General features: G+C 65.3%; 22 protein-coding genes. 8 read left to right on the top strand and 14 right to left on the bottom strand.

Annotated features, from left to right (window positions below; translation table 11 throughout):
* Position 1 precedes the first annotated feature (1 nt).
* Positions 2–1840, top strand: coding sequence for a DUF1214 domain-containing protein (locus BST42_RS04335; protein ID WP_083117856.1), 1839 nt, complete (start codon positions 2–4; stop codon positions 1838–1840).
* A gap of 10 nt (positions 1841–1850) precedes the next feature.
* Here BST42_RS04335 and BST42_RS04330 read toward each other — a convergent pair whose 3' ends face one another.
* From BST42_RS04330 to BST42_RS04315, 4 genes are all read right to left on the bottom strand, one after another.
* Positions 1851–4049: an acyl-CoA dehydrogenase family protein gene (locus tag BST42_RS04330; RefSeq protein WP_083117350.1), complete on the bottom strand. Its 2199-nt coding sequence runs from the start codon at positions 4047–4049 to the stop codon at positions 1851–1853.
* A gap of 155 nt (positions 4050–4204) precedes the next feature.
* Positions 4205–5527, bottom strand: coding sequence for an MFS transporter (locus BST42_RS04325; RefSeq protein WP_083117349.1), 1323 nt, complete (start codon positions 5525–5527; stop codon positions 4205–4207).
* Positions 5505–6491, bottom strand: a complete 987-nt coding sequence (locus BST42_RS04320; protein ID WP_237159245.1) for a 2-hydroxyacid dehydrogenase — start codon at positions 6489–6491, stop codon at positions 5505–5507. The genes BST42_RS04325 and BST42_RS04320 overlap by 23 nt, the downstream gene beginning before the upstream one ends.
* The gene (locus tag BST42_RS04315) at positions 6467–7588 is read right to left on the bottom strand and encodes an alpha/beta hydrolase (RefSeq protein ID WP_083117855.1); all 1122 of its coding nucleotides are present in this window, start codon (positions 7586–7588) and stop codon (positions 6467–6469) included. The genes BST42_RS04320 and BST42_RS04315 overlap by 25 nt, the downstream gene beginning before the upstream one ends.
* A 121-nt stretch (positions 7589–7709) precedes the next feature.
* Between BST42_RS04315 and BST42_RS04310 the strand changes: the two genes are divergently transcribed.
* Positions 7710–8288: a VOC family protein gene (locus BST42_RS04310; RefSeq protein WP_083117854.1), complete on the top strand. Its 579-nt coding sequence runs from the start codon at positions 7710–7712 to the stop codon at positions 8286–8288.
* Here the strand turns inward: BST42_RS04310 and BST42_RS04305 are convergent.
* Positions 8285–8905 carry a TetR/AcrR family transcriptional regulator gene (locus BST42_RS04305; protein ID WP_083117347.1) on the bottom strand — a complete coding sequence of 207 codons (621 nt, stop codon included), beginning with the start codon at positions 8903–8905 and terminating at the stop codon, positions 8285–8287. The two genes, BST42_RS04310 and BST42_RS04305, sit on opposite strands and share 4 nt — an antisense overlap.
* Before the next feature lie 85 nt (positions 8906–8990).
* Between BST42_RS04305 and BST42_RS04300 the strand changes: the two genes are divergently transcribed.
* The 3 genes from BST42_RS04300 to BST42_RS04290 all read left to right on the top strand — a co-directional run bounded on the left by BST42_RS04300 (position 8991) and on the right by BST42_RS04290 (position 11260).
* Positions 8991–9890: an oxygenase MpaB family protein gene (locus BST42_RS04300; protein ID WP_083117346.1), complete on the top strand. Its 900-nt coding sequence runs from the start codon at positions 8991–8993 to the stop codon at positions 9888–9890.
* A gap of 90 nt (positions 9891–9980) precedes the next feature.
* A complete protein-coding gene (locus BST42_RS04295; RefSeq protein WP_083117345.1) occupies positions 9981–10301 on the top strand; it encodes an EthD family reductase in 321 nt (106 codons plus the stop codon).
* A 47-nt stretch (positions 10302–10348) separates the two neighbouring features.
* Positions 10349–11260, top strand: coding sequence for a class I SAM-dependent methyltransferase (locus BST42_RS04290; protein WP_083117344.1), 912 nt, complete (start codon positions 10349–10351; stop codon positions 11258–11260).
* Between the two features lie 338 nt (positions 11261–11598).
* Here BST42_RS04290 and BST42_RS29320 read toward each other — a convergent pair whose 3' ends face one another.
* Complete coding sequence (locus tag BST42_RS29320) at positions 11599–11904, bottom strand: hypothetical protein (RefSeq protein ID WP_133057414.1); 306 nt, start codon at positions 11902–11904, stop codon at positions 11599–11601.
* Between the two features lie 121 nt (positions 11905–12025).
* Here BST42_RS29320 and BST42_RS04285 point away from each other — a divergent pair, with 121 nt between their 5' ends.
* Entirely contained in the window at positions 12026–14212 is a 2187-nt protein-coding gene (locus BST42_RS04285) for a hypothetical protein (protein WP_133057413.1), read from the top strand.
* Between the two features lies 1 nt (position 14213).
* Here BST42_RS04285 and BST42_RS04280 read toward each other — a convergent pair whose 3' ends face one another.
* Both BST42_RS04280 and BST42_RS04275 read right to left on the bottom strand, forming a co-directional pair.
* Entirely contained in the window at positions 14214–15416 is a 1203-nt protein-coding gene (locus BST42_RS04280) for an alpha/beta hydrolase (RefSeq protein ID WP_083117342.1), read from the bottom strand.
* Positions 15417–15471: 55 nt separating this feature from the next.
* Positions 15472–17304, bottom strand: coding sequence for an ArnT family glycosyltransferase (locus tag BST42_RS04275; RefSeq protein WP_237159244.1), 1833 nt, complete (start codon positions 17302–17304; stop codon positions 15472–15474).
* 99 nt (positions 17305–17403) lie between these two features.
* Here BST42_RS04275 and BST42_RS04270 point away from each other — a divergent pair, with 99 nt between their 5' ends.
* Complete coding sequence (locus BST42_RS04270; RefSeq protein WP_083117852.1) at positions 17404–18195, top strand: trans-aconitate 2-methyltransferase; 792 nt, start codon at positions 17404–17406, stop codon at positions 18193–18195.
* Here BST42_RS04270 and stf0 read toward each other — a convergent pair.
* Together stf0 and BST42_RS04260 are read right to left on the bottom strand one after the other, a co-directional pair.
* Complete coding sequence (gene stf0, locus BST42_RS04265) at positions 18156–18959, bottom strand: trehalose 2-sulfotransferase (protein ID WP_083117341.1); 804 nt, start codon at positions 18957–18959, stop codon at positions 18156–18158. The two genes, BST42_RS04270 and stf0, sit on opposite strands and share 40 nt — an antisense overlap.
* Positions 18960–19027: 68 nt before the next feature.
* Positions 19028–20386 (bottom strand): sulfatase family protein, encoded by a 1359-nt coding sequence (locus BST42_RS04260; protein ID WP_083117340.1) that lies wholly within the window; start codon positions 20384–20386, stop codon positions 19028–19030.
* A 213-nt stretch (positions 20387–20599) separates the two neighbouring features.
* On the opposite strand from BST42_RS04260, the gene BST42_RS04255 reads away from it, so the two are divergent.
* On the top strand, positions 20600–21268 hold the full coding sequence (locus BST42_RS04255; RefSeq protein ID WP_083117339.1) for a phosphatase PAP2 family protein: 669 nt from the start codon (positions 20600–20602) through the stop codon (positions 21266–21268).
* Here the strand turns inward: BST42_RS04255 and BST42_RS04250 are convergent.
* From BST42_RS04250 to BST42_RS29310, 4 genes are read right to left on the bottom strand one after another with little or no spacing between them, the layout of a single operon-like run.
* Positions 21222–22712, bottom strand: a complete 1491-nt coding sequence (locus BST42_RS04250) for a bifunctional phosphatase PAP2/diacylglycerol kinase family protein (RefSeq protein ID WP_083117338.1) — start codon at positions 22710–22712, stop codon at positions 21222–21224. The two genes, BST42_RS04255 and BST42_RS04250, sit on opposite strands and share 47 nt — an antisense overlap.
* Before the next feature lie 18 nt (positions 22713–22730).
* Complete coding sequence (locus tag BST42_RS04245) at positions 22731–23690, bottom strand: hypothetical protein (protein WP_083117337.1); 960 nt, start codon at positions 23688–23690, stop codon at positions 22731–22733.
* Positions 23687–26017, bottom strand: coding sequence for a DUF5631 domain-containing protein (locus BST42_RS29315; RefSeq protein ID WP_133057412.1), 2331 nt, complete (start codon positions 26015–26017; stop codon positions 23687–23689). The genes BST42_RS04245 and BST42_RS29315 overlap by 4 nt, the downstream gene beginning before the upstream one ends.
* Positions 26014–26472 (bottom strand): hypothetical protein, encoded by a 459-nt coding sequence (locus tag BST42_RS29310; RefSeq protein ID WP_133057411.1) that lies wholly within the window; start codon positions 26470–26472, stop codon positions 26014–26016. The genes BST42_RS29315 and BST42_RS29310 overlap by 4 nt, the downstream gene beginning before the upstream one ends.
* Positions 26473–26554: the final 82 nt, after the last annotated feature.

The raw sequence follows: 26554 nt of genomic DNA, 5'->3' as shown, positions 1-26554 counted from the left end.
GATGCACCAAGCGGCCTGGTCTGTCCGAGGTGTCGACGGCGGCTCGCCGCTGCGAACGAGTCACGCCAAGTACGTCGGCCGGGTAGGTGCATTGGCCTTGTTCCTCGGTGTCGGTGCGGCCATCGCCATGCCGACCGCGGAGGCCGACACTGGCGGCTCAGCGCATTCGTCGGGTGCGGGCTCGTCCTCGCACGCTGCGAGTGCGAAGAAATCCGGCGGCGCTGCCGCGAGTCAGCGTGCCCAGGCGGGGTCGGCGCGTGTCACGGCCACATCTGCCCCGGCCACGGTGACCGGCCAGCCCCGCGCAGTGGCGTCGTCGCACAGGGTCCGGGCCACTGATCCGGCCGCTCCGGTCGCATCACCCACCGATCTGGCCGCAGTGGCCTACACCCGTCGCCGCTCCGCGCCACTGCAGCAGGGCGCCGCGGGAACAACCATGGTCGAGTTGACCAACCAGGTCAGTCCGCTGGGCACCCAGCAGCAGGTCTCCCGCGAGCAGCTCGCCATGCAGGCGGTCCGCACACTGCCGGTGGCGCTGATGAAATTCGTTCTGCGCCAGGGCTTTCTCGCCGCAGCCAACAGGCAGTTCGCGCTGGTTGGCGGGCCCGACGCGGCGAACCTGGACGCGCTGAACAACGCGGTCGACGAGTACGCCCTGGCCTCGGCATTCTCCGAACAGATTCTCAACCCGATGAACCCTGCGGTGGTCACCCAGGTGGCGCCTCCGCACAGCTGGTACGGGGTGGATGTCGCTGGATCGCGGTTGCTCTATGACAACCCCGACACCATCTATCGGTTCATCCCTGTCAACAAGACATCGGAGTACGTGATCACCGGGCGCTTCTACGACGCGATCCCCGCCGACACCACATTCAGTGTGCTGGAGGGTAGTTCGGGCAAGACGTCGACGATCCTGAGCCTCAAAGACATCGATGTCAGCGATGACGGTTCGTTCGTGATCACGGTCAGCGGTGCGCCGGCGACGCCGGGGGAGAAGAACCATCTCCAGCTGACGTCAAGCTCCACCCTGGTCGCGGTGCGAAACACGCTGGGCGACTGGAACACCGAAGAGCCGATGGATCTGGCGGTGCACAAGGTCGGTGGGCCACCGAACAGTTTATTTGCTCAGCTCGGAGGATTCCTGTTCTTCGGCGCGGTGGTCAACAACAATCCGACGCTGGCGAAGTTGGTCTCTTTGGTGCCGCCGTTGCCGATCGCCGACACACCCATCGTGCACGGAACGCTGACGGCGTTACTGATGGTCATTCGCGGCGCGAACCAGGAAGCCAAGTACATGGCGTTGGCCACCACGGATCCCGCGACCGGGATGCCACGCCAGCCCAACACCATGACAGAGCCGGCAAGTAACGCCGAGTTCTTGGCCAATCAGTTGCAGAGCAACGGCTACTTCCAGCTTGCCGACGACGAGGCGCTGGTGCTGACCATCGATCCCGGCAACGCCAAGTTCGTCAGCATCCCGGTATATAACGACTGGACGATCACCGACGACTACTGGAACGAGCCCACAAGCCTCAACTCCGACCAGGCTGTGCAAAACGACGACGGAACCTACACCGTTGTGATCTCTCCCACCGATCCGCTTGTGGCCAACTGGATCTCGACCGGAGGCCTGAATCAGGGCATCATTTCGATGCGATTCCAGAATTTGGACACCGAGGATCCGGCTCAGCCCAGCGTCCAGTCACAGGTGGTCAAGCTCGACGAGCTCACCCACAACACCAACGGCACCGCTGTGATCACGCAGGCCGAGCGTGACCAACAGCTCGCGCTGCGCAAGGCCGGCTTCGACAAGCGTTGGGCGCCCTACCCGCAGGCCTGACCGCCGAGTTCTACGGGTCGCGGGGCAGGCCCAGCAGGCGCTCGGCGATGATGTTGAGCTGCACCTCAGAGGTGCCGCCGTAGATCGTCGTCGATCGGCTGCCCAGCAGATACTCTGCCCACTTGCCTTGCAGCTCTGCGGGATCACCGATGGCCCCGTCGACGCCGAACGAGGACACCGCGAACTCGGCGTACCCCTGCCCGGTGCGCATCGACAGCAGCTTCGAGATCGCGGCCGACGGCATCGCATCGCCGCCGGCCAGGGTCAGCAACGTCGAGCGCAGGTTCAGCAGCTTGGCCGCGTGCCCCTCGGCGATCAGTTCGCCTGCCCGGTGATGGCCGACCTGGTCGAAGTGTCCTTTGCTGACGAAGTCCACGAACCCGTCGAGGTTGGCCAGGAATCCCGGCTCGCTGCTTCCGATCGAAACCCGTTCGGCGGTCAACGTATTGCGGCTGACCTCCCACCCGCGGTCCACCTCGCCCAGCACCAGCTCGTCCGGAACGAACACGTCGTCGATGAACACCGTGTTGAACATGGCGTGACCGGTGAGCTCACGCAGCGGCTTGACCTCCACGCCCTCGGCCTTCATGTCCAGCAGGAAGTAGGTGATGCCGTTATGCTTCGGCGCGCTCGGGTTGGTCCGCGCCAGCAGTGCGCCCCACTGGGCATACTGGGCGCCGGTGGTCCAGATCTTCTGTCCGGTGATGCGCCAGCCGCCGTCGACCTTGGTGGCCTTGGTGGTCAGGCTGGCCAGATCGGAGCCCGCGCCCGGCTCGGAAAACAGCTGGCACCAGATCATCTCGCCGCGGAACGTCGGCGGCAGGAAACGCTGTTTCTGCTCATCGTTGCCGAACGCGACGATCGACGGGATCAGCCAGGCCGCGATTCCCATCTGCGGGCGCTTGACCTGTCCGGCGGTGAACTCCTGCGCGATGATGATCTGCTCGATCGGCTTGGCGGCCCGGCCCCACGGTTTGGGTAGATGCGGCTGTACCCAACCCGCCTCGGCGATCGCGACCTTGCGCTCCTCGCGCGGAATCGCCTTGAGGGCAGCAACTTCCGCACGGATCTCGTCGCGCAGCTTCTCGGTTTCGGGGTCGAGGTCGATGTTGATGGCCCGCATGCCCGTGCTGGTCGCGGTGTCGAAGACCTTCTGCTGGTATTCGCTCGGGCGCCCGAATGCGGCGACCAGACCCAGCGTGCGACGGTAGTAGACGTTGGTGTCGTGTTCCCAAGTGAAGCCGATACCGCCGTGCACCTGGATGCAGTCCTGGGTGGTGTGCTGGGCGGCAGCCGGCGCCAGACCGGCAGCCACGGCGGCAGCGAACTCGTACGCGGTTTGCTCGTTGTCCCAGGCCTTTTCGGCTGCTTCGTCCAGTGCGCGCGCAGCATCCCAGACCGCCGCCGTGGCCCGCTCGGTGGTGGCGATCATCTCGGCGCACTTGTGCTTGATGGCCTGGAACTGGCCGATCGGGCGGCCGAACTGTTCGCGGATCTTCGCGTACGCGGCGGCCGTGTCGGTGGCCCAGCGGGCGATGCCGACGGCCTCGGCCGACAGCAGAGTGGTGAGGATCGCTCGACCTGCCTCCTGGGAAAGGTTCGACAGCACGCGGTCGGCACTGACTTCGGCGGCGTTGGCCCGGACATGCGCCACCGGGCGCAACAGGTCCACCGAGTTGACCGGCTGAATTTCGAGTTGGTCGGCATCGAGGATCACCCATTCGACGCCGCTCTCGATCGCGACGGGGAGCACCAGAACGGTCGCCTGTGCGGCAGCGGGCACCGAGCGGGCCTCGCCGCGGATCACCAGCGAGCCGTCCTGGCGGGTCGCGGTCAGGCCGGACTCCAGCGCGCAGGTGGCGATCAGCTCGCCGGATGCCAACTTGCTCAGCAGCTCGTTTTCCGGGTCATGGGCGGAGATGAGCGCACTGGCTATCGCCGAGGTGACGAACGGCCCGGGGACGGCACCGTAGCCGAACTCGGCGATCACGATCGCAAGCTCCAACAGGCCGAAGCCCTGGCCGTCGACCGACTCGGCCAGGTGCAGGCCGTGCAACCCCTGCTCAGCCGCTGCTTTCCAGTACGGCGGCGGGTTGGGGATCGACGTCTCCAGGGCCTCGTGCAGGACTTCGGACGGCGCGACCCGTGCGACGAGGGACTTCACCGAATCGGCGAGGTCGTTGTGCTCCTGGGTGATGGCGATGGGCATGTCGGGTGCCTTCCCTATTAACCGGTGGGTTGGGGGCCAGGGTACCTGTCCAGTTACGGCCTACTCAGCCGTCCGGCCCGCCGTGGGTGAGGTCGAGTGTGCGACCAGATCGCTCCGCCGGTCTGAATCACGATCTGTGCGCACGCTCGGCGCCGTTAGTCCTGTGCGTCGCGCTCGGGGGTCGCGCGCAGCGCCACCACCACGACCGCGGAGATCAGCATGAATATGCCCACCGCCCACATGCCGGCCTTGTCGCTGCCGGTGAACTGGTTCAGCGCACCGGTGGCGTACGGGGCTGCGAATCCGCCGAGGTTGCCGATCGAGTTGATCAGCCCGATCCCGCCCGCGGCGGCGGCACCGGTGAGGAATTGCGCAGGCAGCGCCCAGAAGCTGGGGATCGCGCTGAAGACGCCCATCGCGGCGACGCAGACCGGGATCATCACCAGCAATGGGGAGTGCAGATACAGTGCGACCGGAATGGCCAAGCCGCCCAACCCCATTGGGATCGCAACGTGCCAGACGTGTTCATTCTGGCGGTCGGCGTGGCGCGACCACAGATACATCGCAATCGCGGCGAGGGTGTAGGGCACCGCGGTGATCAACCCGACCTGCACGATCGACAGGTGCACATCGAAGGTCTTCTTGAAGTCGGAGATGATCGAGGGCAGAAAGAACGCCAGCGCGTACAGGCCATAGGCGACGCCGAAGTACACCAGAGCCAGTAGCCAGATCCGCGGGCTCGTCAACGCCCGGCGCAGTGGGAAGTCGAAGCTGCCTGCGACATCGCGTTCCTCGTCGGCCAGCACGTCGATCAGCCATTGCCGTTCGTCGGGCTGCAACCAGTGCGCCTCGGCGGGCCGGTCGGTCAGGTAGAACCAGCAGATCACGCCGAGGATGATGGCGGGCAGTCCGACGCCGATCATCATGAATTGCCAGCCGGCCAGCCCGAGCATGCCTTCGCCGATCTGGATCATCCACGCCGCCAACGGAGTTCCCACGGCCGCGGCGATCGGGCTGGCCATCATGAACATCGCCACGATCCGCGCCCGGTAGGCGGCGGGGAACCAGCGGGTCAGATAGAAGATCACCCCGGGGAACAGCCCCGCTTCGGCGACGCCGAGCAGGAATCGCAGCGCCAGCAGGGTGGGCGCGTTGGGCGCGAATCCGATTGCGACGGCGACGATCCCCCATGAGACTGCGATACGGGCGAGCCAACGACGAGCGCCGAAGCGTTCGAGCGCCAGATTGGACGGCACCTCGACCAGGACGTATCCGATGAAGAAGATGCCTGAGGCCAGGCCGAACATGCTTGCCGTGAGCTGGAGGTGCTCGCTGATGTCGGCTTTGGCGATGCCGAGGTTGGTGCGGTCGAGGTAGTTGACGAAGTACAGCGCCATCAAGAAGGGCAGGGCGCGCACGGCCACCTTGCGCAGGGTGCGCGCTTCCAGCGACTTCTCACCGGTCGATACGACGGACATCCGGCCTCCCGTTGACGACGTTGACCAGGTCGCGCCCGTCGTACAGGCGGCGGCAGTTGTCGACGGCGTGGATCAGGTAGCGGCGCATGGTGTCGACGGTGCACCAGGTGACGTGGGGAGTCACCACGACGTTGTCGAGCTGTAGTAGCGGGCTGCCCGGGTCGACGGGTTCCTCGGTGAACACATCGAGTCCCGCGGCGGCCAGCCGGCCATCGCGCAGGGCGTCGATCAACGCGGGTTCGTCGATCACACCGCCGCGAGATGTGTTGACCAACACCGCATGCGGCTTCATGGCGTCCAGCGCAGCCCGGTTGATCAGCTTGTCGGTCACCGCGGTCAGCGGCAGGTGCAGGCTGATCACGTCGCTGCCGGCGAGGAGATCGGGCAGCGAACGCCAGGTGGCGGTGCCGTCGTCGGCGGTGCTGGTGTGCAGGACGGTGCCGCCCATCGCGAGCACAATGCGCTCGACGCGTTTGGCGATGTTGCCGTAGCCGACCAGGCCGACAGTGCAGCTGCCGATGTCGCGCACGGTCTCGACCAGGCTGGGGTCCGTCGGCCAGCCGAGGCCCTGCCGGGTGAGGCGGTCCAGTGCGGGAAGCCGGCGCAACGCGGCCAGCATCAGCAGCACCGCGCCCTCCGCGACCGAGGGTGCGTTGGCGCCCGGCATGTTGGCCACCGCGATGCCCAGCTCGTCGGCTGTCTCGACGTCGATGGTGTTCACTCCCGCGCCCAGCTTGTGCACCAGTCGCAGCAGCGGTGCGCGGCGCAGATCCTCGCCGGACAGTGGACGCAACACGTGCCAGATGACCTCGGCATCGGGCAGCGCGCGGTGCAGCGCCTCGTCGTCGTCTTCGTGACACCAGTGAATGTCAAGCCAATCCGATTCTGGCTCAACAGTATCCAGCACCTTCTCGCCAGGGAGAAAGTGCGCCAGAACTCTCAGCGCCACCGCTTGGCGATCCACTTCGCGATCATGTCCGCCTGCTCGCCGCGCGCGCCCGGCGTGGTGAAGTAGTGGTCGGTGTCGATGGCGCACAGAGTCTTGTCGGTGCTGGCCAATGCGTCGAAGATGCGCTGAGCGTCGGACGGGAACACCCCGGTGTCCTGTTCGGCGTTGATCACCAATGCCGGGACCGTGACCCGGCCCAGATGCGGTTCTGCGCGGGTCTGGGCGGTCTTGAGGCTCCACATGCCGAGCCAGCCGCGCAGTGTGCAGGCTGCCGCGATGCCGTGCGCGGAGCGGTTGGCTTTCACCGGAACACCGGCGTAGCAGAGGTTGGGCTGACGTTTGGTGGGTTCGATGGCCGGGTCCACCATGCGCGGATCGGCCCAGGTACGCATCACGGTGAACGGCCGATCGGAGAAACCTGCGGCTTGCACCCGCTTGAGCTCGCTCTCCGCCCAGTCGGTGATGGCGTGGTTACGGGCTATCTGAGCTGACCGGTAGCGAGCCAGGAAGTCGTCGGAGAACGGTGGCCCGTTGCGCTCGTCGAACAGGTCGAGGTCGGGATCGGTGGCCAGTGCATCGTTTTCGTCGGTGACGGCGCCGTCCATCCAGGAGGTCAGGACGTCGGGGCGCCCGGGGTGGGCGGCACTGGCGATGTAGCCGTCGGCGGCCGGCAGTTCGGTCAGACCTGCGGCGGGCCGCATGCCGTCCAACGGGGTGATGTTGGGATCGACGGCCTGGGATTGATAGGCCGCCATCAATGAGCCGCCTCCCGAATTACCAAGGAGCACAACTGTTTCTACTCCTTGGATGTCGCGTAGCCAGCGCACCCCGACACCGATGTCGACCAGGGCGTGGTCGAGCATGAAGCTGCTTTCGAATCCGCGGAAGCGGGTGTTCCAGCCGAGGAAGCCGACCCCGCGGGTGGCCAGATAATCGGCGAGGTAATGCTCGGAGAAGTCGATCTGATAGTGGGTGGCGATCACGGCGACCTTCGGCTTGCGGCCGACTCCGCGATGGTAAAGCCCCTGGCAGGGGTGACCGCCAGCGCCGGCGCGGCGCGCGGTTGGCGAGGACACTCCGATGAATTCGCGCACGACTCCGGGGGTGGGCATGTCGGTGGCCTCCTTCGGGTGTGGATCGCTGAGGAGACGATATTCGTCAGCGTCGATGTGCATGCCTGAATCCGGTGTTAGGTTCGGTTGGGAGAGTCGACCAGGATCTGTGGGGGACGCCGTGATAAAGCCGCACAACACCAACCCAGAATTCGAGCTCGGGGGAATCAACCACATCGCATTGGTGTGCTCGGACATGGAGCGCACTGTCGATTTCTACTCGAACGTGCTGGGTATGCCGCTGGTCAAGTCGCTGAATCTGCCGGACGGACTGGGGCAGCACTTCTTTTTCGACGCAGGCAACGGCGATTGCGTTGCGTTCTTCTGGTTCGCTGAGGCGCCGGACGGCACGGTGGGCAGCACCACCCCGGCAGCGTTGCCCGGCCTGGGGTCGATCGTCAGCGCGGTGGGCTCGATGAATCACCTGGCCTTCCACGTGCCGGAGGAGAAGTTCGACGAGTACCGCCGGCGGCTCAAGGACAAAGGTGTGCGGGTGGGGCCGGTGCTCAACCACGACGACAGTCCGCAGGGGGCCACTCGCGAACTCCATCCCGGGGTGTACGTACGGTCCTTCTACTTCAGCGACCCGGACGGCATTGTCCTCGAATTCGCTTGCTGGACCAGGGAGTTCACCGATCACGAAGCTGCAACTGCGCCCAAGACGGCGGCCGACCGCAAGCAGCCGATCGCCGCTGGTTAGTCGCGGAACAGCCGCGGATCACCCAGCTCGTCGATGATCGCGGTGAGCTGATCGGCGAGTTCGGCGGGTGTCAGTGTGATCGCGCCGCCCAGCCAGGCGCTGATGGTCTGTCCGACGCCGCCGACGACGAAGTGCGCGAACGCCTTGATCCGATCGTTGGCGGGACGGTGTAGCAAGGCTTCGACGTGCTGGCCCGACAGCATCGCGAACAGCGCGCCGGACTCCTGTCGTTTGCGGACGACCGTGGTGTTGGACAGCTGCGAGCTGAACATCAGCCGACCCACCCGCGGATCGAGTTCGATGGTTCGCACGATGTTGGCCATGGCCGCGCGGTTCTGCGCATCGACCGGGGCGGTTGCCACGGCGGCCTGCGTGGTGGCGGCCAGGTCGGCGACCACCCAGTCGAAAACCGCCGCGACGAACTCGTCCTTGTCGGCGAAGCTTTCGTAGAAGTAGCGGGTGGCGACGCCGGCCTCTCGGCAGATACCCCGAACCGTCAGCTCAGCCGGGTCGACATTGCTGCCCAGCAGCTCCAGCCCGGCCTCCAGTAGACGGGCCCGTCTCCGGGCCAGCCGATCGGCGGCGTCCACGCCGCCGTAGGGCCGTGCCTGCGTCATTAGCCCATCTTGACATTGCTCAGGCCAGCGCGGCAATATTGGGAAACATTCGTTGTCAGATTCCCGTTTGATAGGTGGCCCCAGCGTGGCGATCCGTGAACCCGTCATCAGCCACGTCGACCGGGCGGTGAGTGCGCCGCCGATGCCGTCGGCTCGCCGCCGCAAGTGGGGGCCGGGCTTCGACGATGGGCTGATGGGTGTTGCGCTGCTCGCAGGCCCGGCGAACGTGATCATGGAGCTGGCGCTGCCGGGTGTCGGCTACGGCGTGATGGAGAGCCGGGTCGAGAGCGGACGAGCCGATCGGCACCCGATCAAACGGGCACGCACAACCTTCACTTACCTGGCGGTGGCCACCCGCGGCACCGACGAGCAGAAGAAGGCCTATCGACGTGCGGTCAACAAGTCGCACGCGCAGGTGTATTCGACCCCCGACAGCCCGGTCGAGTACAACGCGTTCGACAAGAACTTGCAGCTCTGGGTGGCCGCGTGCCTCTATAAGGGCGGAGTCGATGTGGCCCGGGTGTTCATCGGCGAGATGGACGACGAGACCGCCGACCGGCACTACCGGGAGAGCGCGGCATTGGCCACCACGTTGCAGGTACCCGCCGAGATGTGGCCTGCCGACCGGGCGGCATTCGACGAGTACTGGCGGCAATCGCTGGACAAGCTGCACATCGACGACACCATCCGCGAATATCTGTACCCGTTCGCGGTGTCGCGGATCCGGGGCGTGCGACTGCCGAAGCGGGTGCAGGAACCGCTCGAACAATTCAACCTGCTGATCACCACGGGCTTCCTGCCGCAGCGCTTCCGCGACGAGATGCACCTCGACTGGAATCCCGACAAACAGCGCAAGTTCGACCGGTTGATGGCGGGTATCCGGTTCGTCAACAACCTGACTCCACGGGTCATCCGCGAATTCCCGTTCAATCTGCTTCTGCGCGACGTGGATTGGCGGATCCGGACCGGCCGGCCGCTGGTCTGACCCTGCCGGAATCGGTTCGGGTATCGCTTTGGGGCATGACCGGCAATACTGGCTGGCATCGCCAGCGTCAGTAACGTCAGAGGAGATCAGGTGCCGGAAACCAAGATCACGGTCATCTACGACAACCCCACCGATCCGGATGCCTTCGAGGCCGCTTACGAGGCCGAACAACTCGAAGCCGCCCGCAAGATTCCGGGCCACATTCGGTTCGAGACCTCGAAGGTGTGGCCAAAGGAGGACGGTTCGCCGACTCCGGCCTACCGGATGATCGACCTGTACTACCCGGACTACGACGCTGCCAGCGCAGCAGTGGCCACCCCGGAGTTCGGCGCGTTCTTCGAGGCGATGGCGCGACTGTCGACCGGGGGTGTTCGAGTCCTTTTCTCGGACATTGAGATTCCCTCGCACTGACATCTGTCGCCCACACCTTGCCAGATTCCGCGGGTACCCTCGCGGCAGTGCGAAGTGACAACGACACCTGGGACATCACCACCAGCGTCGGTTCGACGGCTTTGTTCGTCGCGGCCGCCCGAGCACTCGAGGCCCAGAAACCCGACCCGCTGGCGGTCGACCCGTTCGCCGAGGTGTTCTGTCGTGCCGCGGGTGGTCCATGGGCTGCGGTGCTGGACGGCGAGGCGCCCGAGCATCCGCTGAAGACCCCGGAGTTCGGACAACACTTCGTCACCTTCCAGGCCGCGCGCACCCGGTACTTCGACGCGTACTTCCGCGCGGTGGCGCGGGCGGGCGTTCGTCAGATCGTCCTGCTCGCCGCGGGCCTCGATTCCCGCGCCTACCGGCTGGACTGGCCGGCGGGCACGACCGTGTACGAACTCGACCAGCCGCAGGTGCTGCAGTTCAAACGCGAGACCCTGGCCGCGCACGGTGCCACCGCGAAAGCCGAGCGCAAGGAGATCGCGATCGATTTGCGCGACGACTGGACGCAAGCCCTGCGCGACAGCGGTTTCCGGACCGACGAGCCCTCGGCATGGATTGCCGAAGGCCTTCTCATCTATCTGCCCGCCAGTGCCCAGGAGCAGCTGTTCACCGGGATCGACGCGCTGGCCGCTCCGGGCAGCCACGTCGCGGTCGAGGAGGGGCGACCGATGGATCGCGATGCGTTCCGCGAGAAGGTCCACGAAGCGAAGGCAAGCGACGACGAGCGCGGCCAGTGGTGGCAATTGGTGTACAACGAGCAGCATGCGCCTGCCGCGCAGTGGTTCGCCGAGCGCGGATGGACGGCGCAGGAGACCACGTTGATCGACTACCTGAAGACCGTGGGCCGGTCGGTTGAGTCGGCGGACGCCGAGGCGGCCAACATGCTGTCCAGCATCACGCTGGTGAGCGGGGTCAAGGACCACGCGACACACTAGCTGGTCGACTGTACCGCAACTGCGGCATGTCCGAGTTCTTCTGGGGCTCAACATGTTCGATTGGAGTATGAAAGCGGAACACACCGCCACGTTCTGCTGAACACTATTACTGACTGCAGCGTCAAATGATCAGGCCTGATAGGTATTGAGGGCTGCCGGGATTGGTCCCTGCGCTCACCGCCACCGTCGGAGGCCTTGATGAAATCTGCGAAGCTCGCCACTCGTTCAGCGGCTGCCACTGTCGCATTGGGTCTCGGGGTCGCGATGGCGAGCAGTGCCACCGCAACAGCGGCCCCTGATGCGTCGGCGGACAACGACCCGCCCTCGGCCAACTCGAGTCAGGGAAGCCCAGCGCCGGCATCGACGACACGAAAGCCGAAGGCTTCTTCAGGCAAGCCAAGCAAAGGCTCCGTCACCCCGAAGTCGAGCGACTCTTCTGTGCGGACGAAAGCCGGATCATCGCCTAAGGCAACGCGTTCGGCGGCGAACCGTGACGCTGCAGTTCTGCCCGCTGCGTCACGGCAATCCTCGGCAGCGGTGTCGGACAAGGTAATCGCAAATGTCACCGCCGAGGTCAAGACTGTACGCGCCGACGCCCGTTCCTTGACATCGGTGCTGAACTCGTTGGTGAAGCCGCTGACCAATATCCCTGAGAGTCCAGCCGCGTGGATGCTGGCTGCGGGCGCACGTCGCGAAGTCGGGGAAATACATTCGAGCACCGGACAATTCGCAAGTCGTGCGGTAGCCGCCTCCGACCCGCCGCCCGTGGGAGGCCGGCTGGCGCTGGCACTCGAAACCCTTCTGCAGCCGATCCGCACCCTATATGGTGACCTCACCGGCAAGGCGGACGAGGAGTTTCCCGGTTCGTGCGTGGATTCAAAGTGTGTGTCCAGCACCGACATCCCCACTCCACAGCCCAGTATCCAAACCACCTTCATCAACTTGACCGGCCGGCCGCTCACCCTGACCAACTTGTCGACATACGATCCCCTGGCATTCGGCCCACAGAACGGCTATGTCCTCGACAATGCGCGGCAGGTCGAAATGGGGTTCTACACCAACAACGATGAGGACACATCCAGCCGAGCCACGATGGATTGGACGGACGGCGTCGACACCTTCGACGTCTACATCCGTTTCGACAGTGCTTTCGTCACCCCGTCGAGCAGCAACCTGCAATCCGATGTATTCAACACGCCGACCCCGGTGTCCGGGACTCCCCAGGCGGCGGTGAGCCAGACAGTGCTATTCCTGCCGAAAGCAGGCACCGAAATCACCATTGCTCCGACCGATGGTGTCGGCCAAGCGATCGTCGCCACGGCACTGTGCGAGAACCGAGGCAGTTGCACACAGGACGCCGTCGACTCCCAGGTGGTGTACTCCGCCGCCAAAAACGTCGGCAACACCGTGTTCAACTACGGCACAGTGAATTCCGCCAATACCTACGAGGTGATCCACGAGGCCGTCAAGAGCAACGGCATCGAAGAGAACTTGAAGATCGCTGCCGGCGGCTCGGTCAAGTTCTCACTCGGACCGCTGAATTTCGAGACGGAAATCAGTGCGGTGCTCCAGCAGAAGTACGGGCACAGCTGGAGCGACGGCGTGATCACAAAGCAAGGTGCCACGGTGAATGTGGCACCCGGCATGTACGGCCAGATCCAGCTGTCCTACGGCGAGTATCACGACACCGTCGACATGACGCTGACCGAGAAGAACGTCACCATCAAGATTCCCGGCATCGAGTATGTCAGCCCCGTCCCTGCGGACGCGGAGAACGAGGACGGATCGCTGGTGGCCCCGCCGGTCTGGACCACGGTCGACTATGCCATCGGCACCGGTCCCGATCCCTACCCGAACTCGAACTCCACGCCAACAGCGCCCACGAATACGTCGGCACCGGTGAGCAATCCGACACCAGTGGATATCGCGCCGCCGGTGGCGGATCCCGCCCCGGCCCGAAAGACATTCAGCGCGGCGATCCGGGACTTCGTGAAAGATGAAACGAGGGCGATCCTGAATCTGCCCAGCGTCCTGCTCACCGGTCGTCCCTATCAACTGTCTACACGCGGTTACGAGATCGTCAACCTCACCCCATACCCGCAGAAGCTCATCGCGATCAGCGGCGAGATCGAAGAAGACGAATCCCCGACGGTCGGTTACGTTCTTCAGCCGTTTCAGATGGTGCGAATCGAGGTCGACTACGCCTCATACGGTGCGCAGGAGGCCGTGGTGAAATGGCAGCGCAACGACGGCGGCCCCGCGACGGTGAGCGAGGCGATTCTCAAGAACTATCCCGACGGCGGATCCTCCGTTCAATGCAAGAGCTCGGCCTGCATGGATGGCGGTGAGGATGAGCCGAATTCCGCCGAGGTGATGTACATCATCCAGCCCAGCCTCAGTTCCTTCGACCTCACCTCAGACCCGAACCTCGCTTCCGCGGCGGTCGACGCCGCGTGCTACTACGACAACGCGGGCCAAACTCCCGGTTCGTGCGGCGTCAATGTGACAGGCCAAAGTTATTACACCGCACCGGTGACCGCGCCGGACCGCTACAACTACAACAATGCATCGCAGCAGAACTCCTTCTCCGAAACCCTCACCACCTACAAGTCAGAGACCGACAGCTGGTCGGCTGGTGGGGGGATCAAGATCAAGGAGAAGTCCAGTCTCTTCGTCGGCCAGCAGATCGAATTCGAATCAACCGTTCTCTATACCGGATCCGTTCAGGAAAAGGACTCTGAATCCACCACGGTCAAGCAGAATGTGCCGCCGTACTCGACCGGCACGCTGTCCTACGGCGACGCCTACCTGCGCACCTACGGCGACTTCACGATCTTCCTGCCGAACAGCATCATCATCGTTCGGGACCAATGGCTGGAGAACCCGTCCGGCCTGGCCGCGATGGGTCCGGTGGTCAGCCTGACCGACTATCCTGGCCCGCCGCAGATCTGAGCTACCTATGCTGATCCCACATCACCGGCCGGAGGAACCGGTTGATGCGGCGTAGATACTCGGGCTGGCTGACGTGCAGGATGTGGTTGCCCGGGAACCAGTGCAGCGCACAACGATCCCAGTGTTCCCACAGCGCTTCGGCTTGTTCGGGTGGCGCCAGCCGATCGCCGAGGCCGGTGATGATCAGTCGCCGATCCCTCGGCACCAACGGCTCGTAGTTCAGCGCGCAGTGGTAGGCCGAGGCGGCCGCCGACTCGTCGCGGCCGATGGTGCCGAACTTGCGACCCATCTCGATCAGTTTGTTGGCCGGCCACCACTCGTCGAACGTCGACTCCGGAGTGACCACCGGAACGTTGGGGATCACCGCCTCCAGCCGGTCGTCGGCCGAGGCGACCAGCGCCGAGGTGTAGCCGCCCAAGGACATTCCGGTGAGTGCGGTGCGGTCGACTCCACAGTCGCGCAACCAGTTCAGAATTGACCTGAAGTCGTGGACCGCCTGGCCCATGGTCTCGGCGAATCCGGCCATGCCCTGGGAGAAGAAGCCGTATCCGCTGAAGGGCGAGCCCCTTTCGGCACGACGGCCGTGGAACGGCAGCGTGTAGAGCAGCACGTCGTACCCGGTCTTGTAGAACCACGGCAGCGAGAAGAAAAGCCCGTTGAACAGATAGGGCGAACCCATGAAACCGTGGATGACGCACAACGTCGGCCTGGGACCGTCGTCGTGGCGCCAATGCTGCGCCCACACAACGTTATTGCGCTCCAGCCGTTTCCACTGTTTCCGCATGTCCGGGTTGACCGGGACGAAGCTGCTCTCGAACCGCAGATTCTCCACGTTGCCATGTGCGAGGTATTGCGCGACGGGGTTCGCCGGTCGGGTCGTCACGACGGGCACGTCGGTGGGTGCGGGAAATGATGCCACCGGGTCGCGGCGAGCGGCGAGTTCGGCGTAGAACTGCAGATTGCTGCGCTCACGGTGCAGGTCGGACCGGCGAACGATGCTCTTGGCGACGGTGGGCAGCATGGACACCCCGACCAGCGACGCGATCGCCGTGCGCAGACCGATGTCGGCCACCGCGGAGGCGTCAACGGTCAGCCGCTGGAGTGCGGTCAGATCGGTGCGGTCGGGCAATCCCTCGTATCCGGCGTCGGCACCCGGCACATCGGGCACCGGCACCGGAATGGGCAGGTCGACGTTCGACGTCATTGTCGCGGCCTTTCGAGGTTGGCATCTGTCCTCGGATGCTAACCGGGCGCGCGGTTCACAACAGGCGATACACCGTCGCGCCGCCGACCTTCACCGGTCGGTAATGCTGTTGTACCCAGTCGGCGATCTGCCCACCGACGCGGTCGTGGCTGCGCATGCGGCCGCTTTCGACGTAGTAGCTGATTTTCTGGGCATGTACATCGTCGATGAATTGCGCCAGCGTGGGGACCGGGTCGTTGCTCCAGCCGCCGATCGCCATGACCGCGGTGCCGGACGCGATTTCCAGCGAGGCCGCCACCTGTGAGCCGGAGGTGGCCGCCGACCACAGGGTGCGGGTGGCGGCCAGCGTCTCGGCCAGCCGCGGGTCGACTCTGTCCGAGCCGGCGCCCATCATCATCGTCTTGCCGAAACGGTTGCCGACGGTCGGCCACACGTCGGCGGTGTGGGCTGCGTTGGGTATCGATCCGTTGTGCGGGGTGGCGGCGGTCGCCACCGAGAACATCGCGGTGCCGGTGAGGCCCGCCACAAGCGAGACCGCCAGCGCGACGGGAGTGAGCCGTGGCCATCGGGTCAGTGCCGCGGCCAGCAGAACGATGGCTGCAACGGCCGCGTACTCGATGAGCGAGCGGGTCCAGGTCGGACCCAATTGTGCGCGTTGCAGCAGAACGACGGCCCACCAGGCGGCGGCTACCACCATCACGATCGCCGCGGATCTGCTCCACACCGCGGCCAGCCCGATCAGCGCGCCGGCCGCCGGGGCCAAGGCGATGGTGTAGTACGGGTGCACCATTCCGGTCATGTAGCTGAATACCACTGTGCACACGGCCAGCCACCCGGTCCACATGGTGAAGCTCGCCGCCTCAATGCGGTTCAGCTTGCGGCGCAACGCAAGATACGCGCCTGCCATGACAGCGACGACGACGGCGGGCAGCAGCCAGGACGCCTCGTAGCCCATCTCTGCGGACAGAAGTCGCAGCACCCCGGCGTGGGTGCTCCACCCGCTGGGGTGCCCGTGGAACACCGCGTTGCCGCCTCCGAAGATGCGGTCGATGCCGTTGTACCCCAGTGCGAGATTGAGCACCGTGTTGTCGGTCGAGCTGCCGATGTAGGGACGCGCCGCGGCCGGCCACAGCTGGACCACCGCGACCCACCACCCACACGAAATCACCAGTGCGACAGTGGCACTCAGTAGATGCAGCACTCGTCGCCACCATTTCGTGGGTGCGAACAGTAGGTAGGCGAGACCGAATGCGGGCAGCACCATCAGCCCGGCCAGCATCTTGGTGAGGAATGCCAGCCCCAGCGCGACACCCACGAGCATCAGCCATCGCCAGGACGCTCCGGGGATGGCGCGAATCAGAAAGTAGGCGCCCGCGACCATCAGCAGCACCATCAGTGCGTCAGGGTTGTTGTAGCGAAACATCAACGTGGCAGCCGGGGTGAGCGCCAAGACGGCGCCCGCGATCAGGCCCGCCACTGCACCGCGCGCGGGGTCGGTCACGACGCGACGCACCGCAGCGTAGAGCAGCGCGACCGCCCCGACCCCCATCAACGCTTGCGGAACCAGGACCGCCCAGCTGTTCATCCCGAACAACCGCACCGACAACCCCGTCACCCACAACGCGGCAGGCGGTTTGTCGACGGTGATGAAGTTGTTGGGATCCAGTGAGCCGAAGAACCACGCACCCCAGTTCTTGGCGCCGGACTGGGCGGCCGCCGCATAGAAGGCGTTGCCGTAGCCGTTGATCGGCAGATTCCAGAGATACAGCGCCGCGGTGGCGACGAGAAGTACGGTCACAGCGAAGGCCGGCCACCGGGGCGCGGCGCGCACCGGGACGTCAGCGATGCCCGCACCGAGTAGCTCGGTGTGGTCGGCGGTGGCGGTCACCGCACCACCGTGCCTGAAAGTGCTGGCTGACGCGCATTCGCAGAGCTGGGAAGTCGCTGTGTATTTCATGATTCCCGCGCGTGTGGTGAAGTGGGCGGCATGTGGAACCCGCAGACCTACCTGACGTTCGCCGATCAGCGCGGCAGGCCGTTCTTCGACCTGCTGGGGCGGGTTGGCGCCGAGTCCCCGCGGCGGGTCGCCGACCTGGGCTGCGGCCCGGGTAATCTCACCGAACAGCTGGCTGCCCGCTGGCCGGGCGCCGTCCTGGAGGCCGTGGACAGCTCCGCGGAGATGGTCGCCGCGGCGCGCGAACGCGGAATCGACGCCGAGTTGGCCGATATCACCGCGTGGACACCGCGCCCGGACACCGACGTCGTGTTCAGTAACGCGGCGCTGCAATGGATTCCGGGGCATCCCGAGCTGATGGTGCGCTGGGCCGGCCAGCTGGATCCGGGTGCCTGGATCGCCGTCCAGGTGCCCGGTAACTTCGACGCGCCGTCCCATGTGGCAGTGCGCCGGCTGGCAGAACAGGAGCGCTGGTCAAACATCCTGGGTGACTTCGCTTTCCGCACGGGCAAGGTCGTCGAGACGCCGATCCGGTATGCCGAGATCCTCACCGAGGCGGGCTGCCAGGTCGACGTCTGGGAGACCACCTACCTTCACGAGCTCGCCGGAGAGAACGCCGTGCTCAACTGGATCACCGGCACCGCGCTCACCCCCGTGCGTGATCGGCTCGACGACGACCAGTGGCACCAGTTTCGGAGCGAACTGATCCCGATGCTCGACGAGGCCTATCCCGCCCGACCAGACGGGCGAACCTACTTCCCGTTCCGGCGGATCTTCGTCGTCGCTCAGGTGGGCAGTCCGTCGCGTTCGGCGTCGGCGCGGTAGCGGTCCACCCATTCGTCGGACCGGTGATCCGCCTGGCGTTCCAGGACAGGTGCGGGCGCCAAGCGGGGGTCGAGCCCGAGTGCCTCGAGCACCTGCGCCACGACCTCGGTCAGGTTGCGCCACAACACCGGATAGGGCACATCGATCGGGTGGACGTCCTCTTCGGCGAACCAGTTGCGCCAGCCCTCCTCCTGTGCCCGCAGCATCTGCACGACGTGGGCGATCGCTCCGGCGTGGTATTCGGCTCGCGAGTCTCGCACCGGATCCGGCCTACCGCGCCAAACCCGGGTCTGAACGGCCCGCCAGAACGAAACCGCTTGCGACACAACATCTGGTCGATATACGTGAATCAGCACCGGATCGCTGCCGACCACATCGCGGATGGCCGACAGCAGGCCTGATCCCGACCGTTCGGGCAGATCCTTGGCCCGGCTGAGCAGAAGTGAGGTCTGATTCCACATCAGTTTGCCGCCCCAGATGCCGTTGGGTGTGCGGCCGACCGTGCGGATGTAGTCGCGCCAGATCTCCGCGGGAGCCAGGTCCGGCTTGCCCTCGATCAGGGGATCGAGCAGGCGCAGAATCGATTCGTCGTCGGTGTCGGCAAACCACTCTTTGGGCTGGGGGGACATGCTGGTGTTCGGCAGGTACTGGAAGAACTCTTGGGGCTCACCAGCGACGCCGGTCGCTCGTAATGACTCCACCAACAGCGTGCTTCCACTGCGCTGTGAGGCGAGAACGAGGTAGGCCGTCGGATGATCGGGCATGGTCTGAGCCTAACGGCACTCGGACACCGACGCCCAGGTCAGCGGGCTTTAATTCGCTGTGACGAAAACTATTGTGGGAAGCCGATTTCGTCGTCCAAACCTCGCTCCGAGGCAACCGCCGAACGGCTCGTCAGGGTGAGTCCGTTGATCTCGAAATAGGTCTCGGTGTAGCGGGCTGCGATCCGTGTTCCGACGAACTCTGAGGGGATGGCGTCGCCGGTCTTCTGCCGCCAGTCGTTGAGTCGGATCGCGAGATCCTCGGCGATGCTCTCAGCTTCCGCGCTCGGCTCGACCAGGAGGTTGGTGGACTCGGCCGGGTCGACTTCAAGGTCGTAGAGTTCACGCGCCGGTCGTGGTGCATTGATGAACGGCTCCACCGCCTGGCCGGATGGGCTTTCCTCGATGTCCAGCGGCAGGTCAAGCAGCGGCCGTTGCGCGTAGTTTTCGATGTAGCTGTACTTCTTGCTGCGGATGGCCCGGATGGGGTCATACGAGTCGTGGTAGGTCTTTTCGGTGTAGACGTGCTCGCGGACAGGATTATCCTGTCCAGCAAGGAGATTGGCGGCGTGTGAAAGCCCTTCGACGTCGTCGCCGGGGGTTATGCCGACCAATTCCAACAGGGTTGGTAGCAGATCGACTCCGCTGAACAGCTCGTCGTAGATCAGCGGACTCTTACGGAGCCGACTCGGCGGGCGAATGATCGTCGCGATGCCGGTGCCGGCGTCGTACAGGGTCGACTTGGCGCGGGGGAAGGCCGGGCCGTGGTCGGTCAAGAACACCACCCAGGTGTCTTTGGCCAGCCCAGTGTCGTCGAGGGTGTCGAGCAATCGGCCCACCGCGGCATCGGCGACGGAAATGGAACCGTAGAAATCGGCGAGATCGCTTCGTACCTCAGGGGTGTCCGGGAGGAAATCAGGGACCTCGACAACGGCGGTGTCGGCTGGTTCGTAGCGATCATGCGGGTACGGCCGGTGGGTCTCGAAGAATCCCGCGGTGAGCAGGAACGGGCTGATTCCCGCGAGTGGTGCGCTGTCGGTGAGCCACTCTCGGGCCCGTTCGACAACGTATCCACAGTAGGAATCGGAGACGTCGAACTCGTCGTAGCCCAGCCGCGCCGGGAACGATGTCTCGTGCTGCATACCGAATAGCGCTGAATACCAACCGTGCTCGTGAAGGATGTGGGGCAGCGTGCGAACACCGGCGCGATACTCGAAGCCGTGATGGGCCAGACCGATCAGTCCGTTGCTGTGCGGGTAGCGGCCGGTGAACAGTGATCCGCGCGCTGGCGAGCACAGCGGGGCGGTGGCATGTGCGCGAGTGAAAAGGATTCCTTCGGCTGCTAGTCGGTCCAGGTGCGGGCTCGACACTCCGGGATATCCATAGGCGCCCAGGCAGCGACCCAAGTCATGCCAGTGCACGATCAGCATGTTGTCCCGGCTCACGTACGCCTCCGTTCGACTCGTGGGGTCTAGCTTGCCCCGCGGGGTGACGGTGCCCGCATTCGGCGTCCGGCGCAAGCGTTATCCACAGTGGGAGTTTGGCCCGGCAGTGCGCGCGGAAGGTTACCGATTCCGAACAATCCCGGTAGCAGGGCGGTCACTCCGACGATCGTGCCAGGCTGCCGTGGTACTGAAGAACAGATGGCATCGAAGAAAACCTGGCTGACCGCCTCGATCGTCGTCGCCGTGGCTGTCTACGCGACGATGTGGATCGGGTACGCGCTCAACTGGGGATGGCTGGATTCGGTCGACACCGACCTGCTCCAGACATTCCACAACATCGGTGCTTCGCGCCCCGGTTGGGTGTCCTTCTGGGTCGTGTTCTGCGTCGTGTTCGGACCGAACGGCTTCCGGGTGGCGGCGTTGATACTGCTGATCATCGCGTTGGTGCGCCGCAGGGTGCCTACCGCGTTGTTCCTGGTGATCAGCATCGGACTGATGGGCCTGGTGACCGAGGGCGCCAAGTCCCTCGCGGGCCGGCCCCGCCCGGCGACGGCGTTTGTCGACGGCCAGGGATCGTCGTTCCCGTCCGGCCACGCACTGGGGGTCATGGTGGGCGTGCTGGCCCTGCTCACCGTACTGTGGCCGCACCTGAGCCCCCGGCTCCGGCGGGTGTTGAGCGTCGGCGGTGGCCTGTTGATCGTGACGGTCGGGGTGGCGCGGGTGGTGCTCAACGTCCACCACCCGTCCGACGTGCTGGCCGGGTGGGCACTCGGCTACCTCTACTACCTGCTATGCCTGCGGCTGGTACCGCCCATACCGCTCACACCAGCGGTCGAAACACCGGCAGCACTCGGTACTTCGCGCTGAAGCTGGCTTTGTCGTACGTGTCGCCGACTTCGCCGTCGCGGGCCAGCGGCGTCGGGCCGTCGACGGCTTCGAACGAAAATTCCGGCGCCTGAATCTCGTGGTACAGCGGGCTGCGTTCAAGCCGGCCGAAAGCGACTGCACTGAGGATGCGCAATCGGCTGAAACGCTTGCCGGTCTCCAGGATGCGAACGTCGATAAGCCCGTCGTCCATGCGGGTCCGCCGGGCCGGGGCGAAACCCGACGGCAGATAGACGGAATTACCGAGGAAGAACAGCGATGTCTGAATTGTCTTGTTGTCGAATCGGATTCGAACCGGCGTCCCGCGGCGCAGGGTGTGCAGCATCGCGTACATCCCGGCCAGCGGCTTGCCGACCTTGTGCTCGAGCTTCTCCCGCGTCTGGACGAACAACGGGTACGCGCCGATGCTGGCGGTGTTGATCACCATCTGATCCTCGTTGAGGCACACCAGGTCTACGCAGGACACGTTGCCATCGCGGATGGCTGAGACGGTGCGCTCGACGGTGTCGCAGCCGATGTCCTTGGCGAAATGGTTGAACGTTCCGGCGGGAAACACCGCCAGCGGCAGCCCCGTGGAGATGGCTACCGAAGCCGCAGCAGACACGGTGCCGTCGCCGCCGCCGACCCCGAGCACCTCGGCGCGCTGGGCGGCCTCCCGCAAGACGGTCTCCGGATCGTCGTCCGGACCCAGTTCGACGATCTCGGCCTTCGGCAGCTTGTCGCGGACCTCGTCGATGACCCGAGTTCCGGTGCCGCTGCCCGAGGCGGGGTTGATCACCAGGACCACGCCGTCCCCGTCGGGACGCTTCGGGGTGTCGATCACGAGAGGCTCGGTCGAGGGCAGCTTGGCCGGGACGATCGGCGGGACCAGCCGGCCACCCAGCACAGCGATCGCGGCACCGATGCCGAATCCGGCGAAGACGTCGCCGGGGTAGTGGGCGCCAGTGGCCACCCGGGACAGGCCCACCAACCCGGCGAGCAGCGCCAGCCCCAGGCCCAGCGGTGGATTCTCCAAGCCCACGCCGACGGCGAAGGCGGCGGCGCTGGCCGAGTGGCCGGAGGGAAGCGAGTTCGACGTCGGGACTCGGCGTGACCGTCGGACCAGCGGAACCAGGGTGCGGTTAGGGCGATCGCGCTTCCAGACCCGCTTGGCGCCCTGATTGGTCGCCAAGCTGGTGACGGCCAGCGTGATCACCCCACGACCGGCGCCGCGGCGTGCCGAGGGCGAGCCCGTCGCAGCCAGGACTGCGGCGATCGCGAACCACAGCTTGGAGTGGTCGGCGGCGCGGGTGAGAACCGGCATGGCCTTGTCGAGAAGCAGGCTCGGCGATTCGGCAACGGCCTCGAACACCTCGCGGTCCAGGGTGCCCAGTCCGCCGGTGATCTGGCGGATGCCCTGACCTTCTAGCAAGCTTCGCGATGTCATCGCTCCACGGTATCGGGGTCAGGACTTCGGCTCGCCGGATCCCTCGTCTGCGGGCTTGCTGTCGGGCAGGATGATGCGCCTCGTCGCGACCGGCTTGCCGTCGACCTTCTTGGTGACCTGAGGGCCGGCGGGCGGTGGGGCGGTGATGCGGCCCTGCACCGGCGCGCCGTTCTTCACCGTCGGCACGGACACTCGCTTGGTGTCAGCCTTGGCGTCCTTCTCCGATCCGCCCGCGCCGTGCATCGCGCCCGGCGGGATCATCGGCATGCCGCCCATGCCACCGGCGGGCGCCGACGTCGGCGCAGCCATCCGCGGTGCCGGCACTTGGGTGTTTGCCGCTGACGGCGAGGTGCCTGCGGCGGGCACCGGCGGCGGGCCGAGCATCGCTGTCGGCGAGGTACCGCCGATCCCGCCTCCGCCACCGGATCCGCCTCCGCCAGAACCTATTTCACCGGGTGTCTCGCTGAAATCGCCGAGTGGGTCGGTCAGGCTGGCTTTGTCGAGTTCTGCCGAGGCGCCACCGGCTTGCTGCATCATGCCCATGCCGGCCTGCATCATCTGTTGGGCGCCTTGCGCGACTTGCTGCGGGATCTGGGCCAGTGGCTGCAGTGCGCCGCCCATCGCACCGGCCATCGCGCCGGCGAGCTGAGAGGCCATCTGCGGAAGTTGTTGGGCCATTTGATCGGCCTGGCCCTGGCCGGCGACGCCTTTCATCTCGGCGCTGGCCTGCTCGTCCTGGGCGGGGAACTTCGCGGCGGCCTCGGCGGTCTTCGAGTCGCGCTTGGCGTGTTCTTCGATGCTCTCGCTGTTGTCCTTGGGGTCGCCGAGATTGGCGGCTAGGCCAAGGACGCGCAGCAGTTGTTCGATCGGGGTCGCACCCGCGACGAGCGGGTCGGAGGTGATGGGCGGCGGGGGTATGTTGCCTGCATTGGCCGACTGATAGCCGCCCTCGGTGACGTTGAGCTGTCCACCAGTCATCGGTGCACCTCTCCCTTCAATGCCAGGTTCAGCACCTGAAACCACGCGAAGTGGTAATTGGCAGCGGTCTTTTCGCCCTTGATCAGGGCGTCGATGGTCGCCAGGAGCTGCCAATTGCCGACATTAGCGGTGTCGACATGATCGGGGTAGTCACCCAGAACCTTGGCTGCGACGTTGGCGAGATGCTCGCGCAGGAGCTCGACTTCAGAATCCAGGTAACCGGTGCCGGTCGATGCGGCTTTGGCCAACGTGTGGGCGAGGCGGGGCAGGCCGTCGCGCCACTTGGTGGCTTGGGCGAGTTCCCAGCCGAGGTCTTCGACCTCCGCGGTGTCACGCGCACGGATGGACATCTGCGTCGGCTGTGCGTCTTCTTCGGGAGGAAGGTATTGCCCGGGCGCGTAGGCGGCGGTCAGGGTGGTCTCACCGAGTAGCGCGTCGAGTGGCTTATTGCGATTTCCTGGCTTGAGAAGCTTGATTCCGGTGGGGATTTCGACGTGCGGCGGGATCCAACCGCTGGCGAGGTCGGTAGCCAGGACGGTAGTGACGTCGTCGCGGTCGCCGATGGCCCAGCGCAGCTTTGGTTCCTGCCGCGCGACCGCATCGAGAAGTCTGTTGAGGCGCTGCTGAGCTTGGGTTACGACGGCGCTGGCGCCGGCCATTGCGCCGGTAGTGGTTGCGGCGACGGCATTTTCGGTGAGCCCAGCCGGTGCGGGGGCTGCCGTTGATGCGGCTGTCGGGGCCTGGCGGACCACGGCGGGTTGATTGAGCTGAGTGCCGGCGGATGGGTGGACCGGTGCCGAGCCCGGGGAGGCGGCGCTCGGCATGGCCGGCTGGGCGGCGGGCGCGGTGGCCGCGGGGGGTCGCAGGTCTGCGCCGTAGGCGGGTAGCGGACCTTGAGGTGCGGCGGGGACACCGGTCGAGGGCATGACCGGTGCTTGGGCTGCCGGGGCGGCGACGTAGGTCTGAGGGGTGTCTGCTGGGGGAGCGACGGGTGCCTGGGCGGCATCGTAAGTCGGTGCGGCGTGGGCTGTTTCGAAGAGCGGCGCTCCTGCGGTCGGCGCGGTGGGCGCCATCGGCGGTGCGGCCATGCTCTCTGGGTGAAGGGGTGCCTGCGGCTGCATGGCGTGGGCAGCGGTGTTGGAGAGTCCTTCGGCTCCCGACGACACGGGGCCGCCGGCCTGTGCGCCGCTGTTGAAATTCTGGGCGAAGCCTTCGGGGGACAGTGCGTTTGTGGGGGCTGAGGGGAGGGACGAGGGTGATGGGGTAAGGCTTGCAGACGGCAGGCCTTGAGTTGGCGCGGTGGCGCCGCCCGCGTTGATTGCGGGCGTAGGCGCAGCGGCTGCAACACCCGTCGCCCCCACTTGCTGGGGAATTGGGTTTACCGCCGAAGTATTGAGATTTCCAGTGAGGCCCGCTCCGCCACCTGAGTTCGTATTGGCGGGAGCTGCCGGTTGAGTTACCGCCGGCGTTGTGGTGGTACCCGCGGTGCCGCCCTTTTGCAGTCCTGAGTTCCCACCAGGTTGCGCCACTCCTGTCGTGGCCGATGGTGATGCGCTGGTACCACTGACGCCGGACCCGCCAGACGGATTGGCTGATGCGCCAACGGGTTCATTGGAATGTGAGCCGCCGCCATGTGCGCCGCCACTTAGCCCAGACGATGTGCCCGCTCCCGAAAAATGAGCCGCTCCACTGCCCGCCGCACTCGACTTTTTGTTAAGAAGTTCCTTGACCTGATTCTGCACGTCTTCGCGATTCGGCGAAGAAAAAGCCCCGTTGAGATCAATCCCGTTCGCACGCGCGAGCTCGCGAGCGGACACTCCAGCATCTGATTTGTCAAGTACACGTTGGGTGGCACTGATGACGTTGTCACAGCTGCTGGCGGCGCTGCTATTCGCCTGTGATTGCGAGTCCATCACCACGTCGACGATCTTTCCCAGCTTGATCGCGACCGGATCTTTCGATTGCTGAATCGCCTGGATGGCTGAATTCCCTTGTTGCGCAATCTCACTTAGATGAGTTCGGAGATACTGAGTTGAGCGGTGCGCAGCTTCGTACGATTGTTGATTGACTGCGTTCCTTTCGGCAATTTCCCTGGCCTGATTCTCTCCAGTGCTGAAGGCATCGCGGGCGTCGTCAGCGGTGACGCCTTCTTGGGGGCCTAGCGGGCCAGTCCGCACCGATTGCAGCATGTCAGCGTAGGTTTCGAATTCGGTACTAAGCAATCCTCGATTGCCGGCAGCCGATGTCAGCGTCGTGAGCGAGGCGACGCCAGGCCATTGGTGGCCGACCAGCAATTCAGACCATTCGCCCGGGGGTAAATCGCTCATGTGCAGTTCTGTTTGATCCGTGCGGTAGCGTCATCGGCACTCCGCAGTAAGGGCTCTTGTTCAGAGTCAGGTGTCTCAGCCAGATATTCAAGCGTCAGTTTCTGAAAAGTTGTCGCTAAGTCGGTGATGCTCTGCGCGAGGTCATTTGGTGTCGCGGGGTGGCGGTTTAGCGCATCACTTAGGTATTGGCCGCCGGCATGTACTGCAAGGCGACCGTTACTTGCAACCGCCAAAATAGCTGTTGGGTCCGATCCGCCGTTTTTATTATTGGTCACTACGATCGCGTTGTGAACCAGGTTGTACGCGTCGCACACAGCCTTCTTCGCACTGGCGACTTCCTGCTCGCTGTAGGTCTTGGCAGCGGGAGTCTCCGGCTTCGGCGCAGGCCGAAACCAGGCGCCGATCGCAACGACGACGGCGATCACTGCGATGACGATCGCGATGATCGTCGGCAACCGCGACGGGCCTCCCGACGGGGGAGGTCCCTGCCACGGAGTTGGTCCTGCAGGCCCGGGTCCGTACGGCACGTGCGACATG

The organism is Mycolicibacterium rhodesiae (genome assembly GCF_002086695.1).
Lineage (GTDB): Bacteria > Actinomycetota > Actinomycetes > Mycobacteriales > Mycobacteriaceae > Mycobacterium > Mycobacterium rhodesiae.
Note: the sequence above shows the minus strand (reverse complement) of the source record. Positions and strands in the feature narration are given on the sequence as shown.